At 47.2% G+C, this 6,488-nt stretch carries 8 protein-coding genes; 3 read left to right on the forward strand and 5 right to left on the reverse strand.

The features are described from left to right. Together R3177_RS12115 and gloB are read right to left on the reverse strand one after the other, a co-directional pair. Window positions 1-554: transglycosylase SLT domain-containing protein (locus R3177_RS12115; protein ID WP_318971290.1), on the reverse strand; the 554-nt coding region annotated here is incomplete at its 3' end. A gap of 54 nt (window positions 555-608) precedes the next feature. Further along, window positions 609-1,394, reverse strand: coding sequence for a hydroxyacylglutathione hydrolase (gene gloB / locus R3177_RS12120; protein WP_318971291.1), 786 nt, complete (start codon window positions 1,392-1,394; stop codon window positions 609-611). A gap of 43 nt (window positions 1,395-1,437) precedes the next feature. Here gloB and R3177_RS12125 point away from each other — a divergent pair, with 43 nt between their 5' ends. Next, the gene (locus tag R3177_RS12125; protein ID WP_318971292.1) at window positions 1,438-2,175 is read left to right on the forward strand and encodes a methyltransferase domain-containing protein; all 738 of its coding nucleotides are present in this window, start codon (window positions 1,438-1,440) and stop codon (window positions 2,173-2,175) included. Between the two features lie 28 nt (window positions 2,176-2,203). Here the strand turns inward: R3177_RS12125 and R3177_RS12130 are convergent, their stop codons facing one another. Both R3177_RS12130 and R3177_RS12135 read right to left on the reverse strand, forming a co-directional pair. Continuing rightward, window positions 2,204-3,067 (reverse strand): TraB/GumN family protein, encoded by an 864-nt coding sequence (locus R3177_RS12130; RefSeq protein WP_318971293.1) that lies wholly within the window; start codon window positions 3,065-3,067, stop codon window positions 2,204-2,206. Between the two features lie 39 nt (window positions 3,068-3,106). Then, entirely contained in the window at window positions 3,107-3,640 is a 534-nt protein-coding gene (locus R3177_RS12135; protein WP_318971294.1) for a DUF2058 domain-containing protein, read from the reverse strand. A 119-nt stretch (window positions 3,641-3,759) separates the two neighbouring features. On the opposite strand from R3177_RS12135, the gene R3177_RS12140 reads away from it, so the two are divergent. Together R3177_RS12140 and R3177_RS12145 are read left to right on the forward strand one after the other, a co-directional pair. Continuing rightward, window positions 3,760-5,070, forward strand: a complete 1,311-nt coding sequence (locus R3177_RS12140; protein WP_318971295.1) for a DEAD/DEAH box helicase — start codon at window positions 3,760-3,762, stop codon at window positions 5,068-5,070. A 265-nt stretch (window positions 5,071-5,335) separates the two neighbouring features. After that, window positions 5,336-5,548: a cold-shock protein gene (locus R3177_RS12145; protein ID WP_019674773.1), complete on the forward strand. Its 213-nt coding sequence runs from the start codon at window positions 5,336-5,338 to the stop codon at window positions 5,546-5,548. Window positions 5,549-5,691: 143 nt separating this feature from the next. Here R3177_RS12145 and dinB read toward each other — a convergent pair. Beyond that, window positions 5,692-6,488, reverse strand: a 797-nt coding sequence (dinB, locus tag R3177_RS12150; RefSeq protein ID WP_318971296.1) for a DNA polymerase IV, incomplete at its 5' end; no start/stop codon positions are given.

The raw sequence follows: 6,488 nt of genomic DNA on the forward strand, positions 1-6,488 counted from the left end.
CGGGTTGATTCAATAACGTCGCGCCGACCGTCATACCAGAAGTTCTGCTTCAGGCCAAAGCGACTGCCGGTGGCTGGCATAAATTGCCACATGCCTGACGCCCGGGCGGGTGAGTAGGCAAAGGGGTCAAATGCGCTTTCAACAATTGGCAATAGCGCAAGTTCAAGCGGCATATTTCTTTTTTCCAGTTCCTGAACAATGTAATACAGAAACGGCTGGGCCCGGCTGGCAACCCTGTCAAGGTAGCTCTGCTGTTGACTGTAGAAATTACGCTGCTCAATAATGGGTCGGGTTTGCGGAACAGTAAAGGTCAGTTGTAACTGAATTCTCTGCCACAAGTCTTCCAGCTCAGTGGCATCAAGTGGTGGCATTTGTTCCGCGGCGGTCTCGGCATACCACAGGCTATTGGCAATGTGCTCAGCACTGGCGCCTTTTATCTTCCCCTTTACTGTTTTTTTTACCGGCTTGTCGACGGTCTCAGTTGTTGATTCTGTCGTGCTGACACAGCCGCTTAGCAGTGCAACTAACATGACGGCAGAAATTTTTAAATGCATAACATAATTCCGCAGAAAAAAAGTCATGTTACCTATTCAAAGCCCGATTGCAAGTCAGGATTTAAACCGATCTTTCATCGATCGAAGCGTGCGGAACAGGCCAACAGCACTATCTTGCTGATAGCGTTGTTGCAACACCTTGTTTTCACATCGCAAAAATGGATTGACTTGTCGCTCAGTCGCGATATCTGTAGGAAGGGTGGGTTTATTTTGCTGGCGCAAATGCTGACAAGATTGCTGATAAGCCTGCAGTGTCTGGTTTTCAGGTTCAACCGTCAGGGCAAACTGCAGATTAGCCAGCGTGTATTCATGGGTGCAATAGACAATCGTATCGCCGGGTAAAGTCGCAAGCTTTTGTAACGACTGATATAATTGCTCCGCTGTACCTTCAAATAAGCGACCGCAGCCGGCGCTGAATAACGTATCACCGCAAAATAAGTATGGTTCGCTGTAAAAACCGATGTGGCCAAGAGTATGTCCCGGTAAATCAATAACCTGAAAGCGAAGATCAAACGGAGATAGAGTAACAGTATCATGTTGCCAAACTGGCTCGGTTAACAGTTTAACAGCGTGCTGCTCGGCAGCCGGGCCAATAATCCGAACATCCGGCCACACTTGCTGCAGTTCTGCAATGCCACCGGTATGGTCATGATGGTGGTGGGTGATAAGAATCGCATATAAGGTTTTCTGTTGTTGTTGCAAAAATTGCAGGACAGGTTTAGCGTCACCTGGATCTACCACGACACAAAAAGGGCTGTCAGGCTGACAGAGGCACCAAATATAGTTATCCTCAAAGGCAGCCAGCGGGCTGATAGTCAGCTTCAGCTTCTCTTTTGACATTAATAAAAAGCTCTCTCAACATTAAAGCAGGCATAACCTTATCATGAAACCGGCATTAAACGAAAACGAACCGCAGGTCCCCGCAAGCTGGCAGGCGTTTTTACAGGGGCCGGCGTTAGCCAGAGCGATAGCTGAGCAATTGCAACCCTGGTGGCAGCAAATTTTTGGGTATTACTTACTGAAAGTTGGTGATTTAAGCAGTGATCTGGTGCTGCCGGGATGTAAGGTAAAACATCAGATCCATTTAGGTAGTGCTGATAATGGCAAAAGTCATTTGGTTGCCTTACCTGATACCTTGCCCATTGGCAGCCAGAGTATAGATGCTGTTCTGCTCAGCCAATGTCTGGAATATCAGGCTGATCCGCATCACATTGTGCGCGAAGCACACCGGGTGCTGCTACCCGATGGATATTTGTTGTTAACCGGGTTTAATCCGCTGAGTATTCTGGGATTATTAGGATTTGCTCCCTGGCTGAAACATCGAAATCCGTGGCAGGGACGTTTTTTTTCAGCCGGCCGGGTCAAAGACTGGTTACACCTGATTGGTTTTGAAGTGCTCGCAGAGCAACGCTTTTTTTATGGCAGTATGCTGGTTAATGAGTACACCAACAATAGTATTCAACGTTTTGCAGAGAAATATCTGAATTACTTTGCCGGTTGTTATCTGCTGGTTGCCCGCAAACGTGAATTACCTTTGACGCCAATCCGGCCACGATGGCAATTAACGCCTGCTTTTAGTCAAGGTGTAAAAGGGATTAGTGCCCGTCATGGATGTCGGTAAGCCTTAATCCCTGGCAGAGTTAATCAGCTTACTCTGTGAGCTGAGTTAACGTGTAACCCTGTTGCTGTAACAGTTGAAGCAGGCCATGTTCGCCTGCGAGGTGCAAAGCGCCTACCAGCACCATGGCGGTATTTTGATCACGACGAAGTGCCTGTAATGCCGGCAGCCAGGCCTGGTTGCGTTTTACCAGCAAATTCTCATACATCTGGGGAACTTCTTTTAAATCGGCAATAAATAATTGTTCCAGTTTACTGGCGTCACCACTGCGCCAGGCTTGCTTCATCTCAACTAACTGGTCCTTGACTTTATGCATATCATCCAGGGTCGAACTGATGGTCAGATCAGGATCAAGCTGATTGATGCCATCGAGCACTGCAAAATGCTCATCCAGCGTTTCCAGACCGGCAACTTGTTTATTCTGTTGCTGAGCCAACTGCATATAATGCATATCAACACCGGTCTCTGCTGCCCCTAAGCGTTGCATTTCAACATTGGCCAGCATCATCGCCGCAAAGCCAGGTTTAAAACGGTTGATGGCTGAGATTGGAATTTCACGCGCTGTCGCATAGGCTTGCAGTTGCTGATACACTTTGGGCGAAAGCACCTGTTCGAGGGTTTTGCCGTCACTGTAGGTATTTTGCTGCATCATTTTGGTCAGGCTGGCCGGGCTGGTTAATGCGTTTAAGTCAGTCTCGAACAGTAACTGGCTACTGGCGTTAAACGCTGTATCATAAGCTGCAGGCAGCGGATAATCTGTTTTACTTAACAGGTGAACGGTACCAGCCAGGTAAAAATGGTGGCCATCTTTACTGACTTTCCAGACACTGGCAGCCATGACCGAACCGCAGAGCAACAGCAGCGATATACCCAATAGCCTAATTAATAAACGCATGGTGTCTCCTTGAATGCCAGTATTTTTTTTGAAAAAAACTTACCACATTAAATCATCTGGGATCTGATAATCGGCATATGGATCATCTTCATCAGGCTGTTGTTGTTTAGTATTGAGCAAGACGATACTGGCAGCATCCCGTTGCATGACTTTCTCAGCTACCTGCGCCGGAATTAACACATATTGCTCGCCCATGCGGGCGATAGCAACTAAGCCCCGGCTTAGTTCATCGTGCACTTTGCCAGTGACATAAAGCTTTTTTACCAGCTTACCATCAACAAAGTTAAAGCCGACATCGCCCTTACTGTTGATTAAATTGGTTTCAATAATTTGTTTCACCTGAGCTGTAATCGCTTTCTGCGCCAATTCAGCTTGTTTTTGCCGGTTTAATTCACGATCGCGGGCAACTTGTTCAGCTCTGGCCTGCTGTGCCAGTGTGGTTGCCGGATTCCCGGGGACCGCTTTTTTACCAGCCTGGGTTTTAATCTGGTGTTTTTCTTTTTTTACTTTCTTCACTTTCTTGGCATCGGCCAGGCCAGCTTTTAACAGCTGGTCACGTAACGCATTACTCATAACAGGGCTACTCAGGTTGGAAGCTAATTAAGCACTTAGTGTACCTTAAGCAATCTTATTAACTCAAATGGGCCAGTTCGGTTATCATATACCAGTACTCCAAGCTAACGAGGTTAATTTTGCCATTTAAAGATTTAGCGTTAGATCCCCGCTTGCTCCGGTCTGTTCAGCATCTGGGCTTTGACAAACCGACGGAAATCCAGCAGGAAGCCATACCGGCCGTGATGATTGGCCGTGATTTAATTGTCTCGTCACAAACAGGCTCAGGTAAGACGCTGGCGTATTTACTGCCGATGATGCAGCGGTTGTTAAAAAGCCGGGCGTTATCCAAACAGGATGCCAGGGCGTTAATTCTGGCGCCAACCCGGGAGCTGGCAAAGCAGGTCTATGCTCAGCTACGCTTACTTATTGCCAATACGCCGGTTACGGCGGCGTTAATTGTCGGGGGGGAGAACTTTAATGATCAGGAAAAAAATCTGAAACGTCAGCCGACTATTGTTGTGGCAACGCCTGGACGTTTTGTTGACCATCTAGAGCATAAGACATTGTTTTTGCAGGGCCTGGAGATGCTGATACTGGATGAAGCCGATCGCATGCTCGATCTTGGGTTTTTACCGCAGCTTACCGTGATAAATAAAGCAGCTGATCATCGTTTACGTCAGACATTATTATTTTCAGCGACGCTTGATCATGCTGAGGTGGATAATCTGGCACTGGCTTTACTGAAAAACCCTTACCGGATTGCAGTGGGTGCAGGCTATCAGCAGCATCAGGACATTGAACAGCAGTTTTACTTAGCTGATAACTTAAGTCATAAAGAAGCATTGCTGGCACATTTTTTAACGCAGCAAAGCATTAAACAAATGATAATGTTTACAGCGACCCGGGCTGATGCCGAAAGGTTAACCAGTGTTTGTGAGGCCGCAGGATTTACCGCAATTGCGCTAAGCGGCAAATTATCCCAGCAGCAACGAAACAGTGTAATGCAACAATTTGCCAGCGGTAAATTTCAGGTGTTGGTGACAACTGATTTAGCATCACGCGGACTTGATTTGCTGCAGGTATCGCATGTCATTAATTTTGATTTACCCAAACATCCTGAAGAATATGTTCACCGGATTGGCCGCACTGGACGCGCTGGTGCGAAAGGGCAGGCGATATCTCTGGTAGGTCCAAAAGACTGGCCCAGTTTGCAGCGTATTGAGCGGTTTTTACGCCATGCCATAACGTTTTCAGTGGTGGAATCACTACCGGCACGCTTTAGCGGCAGCAAAGCACCGGCCGAGAAAGCGACAGCAGCACCTAAGGCGATAACAGCAAAAAAATACCACAATCCGCGTCCGGCAAAGGCTGGCACTGCTGCAAATAAGCCTGCACCCTACTTTGAAGGTGGCGATGATGGCAGCGGACCGGTAAGACGGAAAAAATAAATCCTGTGATGCTTAATTGTACAGCGATTTTACTGCTACACTGAAAATGCTTAAGTCGTACCAGCTGACGGTAAAACGTTCTGGCAGATGCGATTTAGCTGGTGCGGCCTGTAAGAAAATATATTTTCTGCTCGTCCGGTATTTATGTTGACCGCATAATCAGCATAACTGATAATGCGTTTGAATATTTAGCCACCCGATTAGCTGGCCGAGAATATTTAAGTCGCCGAAATTTCGGCAAATTTAGTTAAAGTAAGAGAGTGTTATGTCACAGTTAATTTCTGGTACAGTTAAGTGGTTCAACGAAGATAAAGGTTTTGGTTTCATCGAGCGCGAAGGCGGCAAAGACGTATTCGTTCATTTCCGCGCTATCAATGGCACAGGCCGCAAAACTTTAGTTGAAGGTCAACGCGTAACTTTCGAAGTTACCGAAGGTCAGAAAGGTCCACAGGCTGAAAACGTCACTGTAACCGGTTAATCTGATAGTTTTTGTAAAGAGCCAGCCATTGAGCTGGCTTTTTTATTGCCGCTATTGCCCCAGCCTGTAGCCGTCTTTGCTATATCGGGACGCTAAGTCTGGTTTTTATGCCGGCAAATTAAGTGCCACCCCCTGCTCATTTGTCAATGGTGAAGGGTTTCAAAAGGCAAACATAACTGGCCTGGATGGGGTGAGTTGAAACCAAGTTGCAAGCCTACCAGGCGCACCCCCTGTTGCTGCCGACGTTGCCATGCCTGATCTAACAAGGGTAAAAACTGTTCCAGGCTGGCTGTTTGTGCCTGACATTCGACCGTAGTTTGCCTGAAATCACTGAATTTAAGTTTAACGCCGATTTTCTGTAAGCCTCTTTTACTTTGATTTTCCAGTCGCAGCTGCAGTTTTGGCCATAACTTATTTAAAGCCTGAACACACTCTGGATATGCCGTTATATCTGTTGCCAGAGTATGTTCCACACCTATTGACTTAGCATGGCGCTCGGTTCGAACCGGCCGCTCATCAATACCCTGGCTGCGTTTTATCAGGGTATCAGCCATGGCGCCAAAATGCTTCACCAGTAAAGCCAAATCACACTGTGCAATATCTTTGCAATGGGTTAAGCCAAGCCGGCCCAGACGCTCTGCCGTTTTACTGCCTACCCCCGGTATTTTCGCCAAGGGCAATTTCTGTACGAAAGCTGCAACCTGCTCCGGAGTAATAACAAAGAGGCCATCGGGTTTATTTTCATCGCTGGCAATTTTTGCCAGAAATTTATTAGGTGCGACGCCGGCTGATGCTGTCAGACCGGTTTCTGCCAGAATTACCCGGCGAATATCCTCAGCTATCCGGGTGGCACTGCCGGCAAAATGAGGGCTCTGACTGACATCAAGGAAGGCTTCATCAAGTGACAACGGCTCTATAACATCACTATAACGCTGGAAAA

Source organism: Arsukibacterium sp. (assembly GCF_033722355.1).
Classification (GTDB): Bacteria; Pseudomonadota; Gammaproteobacteria; order Enterobacterales; family Alteromonadaceae; genus Alishewanella.

What these genes read in the sequence shown, in the direction of transcription:
- gloB (WP_318971291.1), bottom strand. Translation starts at nt 1,394, where the DNA reads ATGTCAAAAGAGAAGCTGAAGCTGACTATCAGCCCGCTGGCTGCCTTT.
- R3177_RS12125 (WP_318971292.1), top strand. Translation starts at nt 1,438, where the DNA reads ATGAAACCGGCATTAAACGAAAACGAACCGCAGGTCCCCGCAAGCTGG.
- R3177_RS12130 (WP_318971293.1), bottom strand. Translation starts at nt 3,067, where the DNA reads ATGCGTTTATTAATTAGGCTATTGGGTATATCGCTGCTGTTGCTCTGC.
- R3177_RS12135 (WP_318971294.1), bottom strand. Translation starts at nt 3,640, where the DNA reads ATGAGTAATGCGTTACGTGACCAGCTGTTAAAAGCTGGCCTGGCCGAT.
- R3177_RS12145 (WP_019674773.1), top strand. Translation starts at nt 5,336, where the DNA reads ATGTCACAGTTAATTTCTGGTACAGTTAAGTGGTTCAACGAAGATAAA.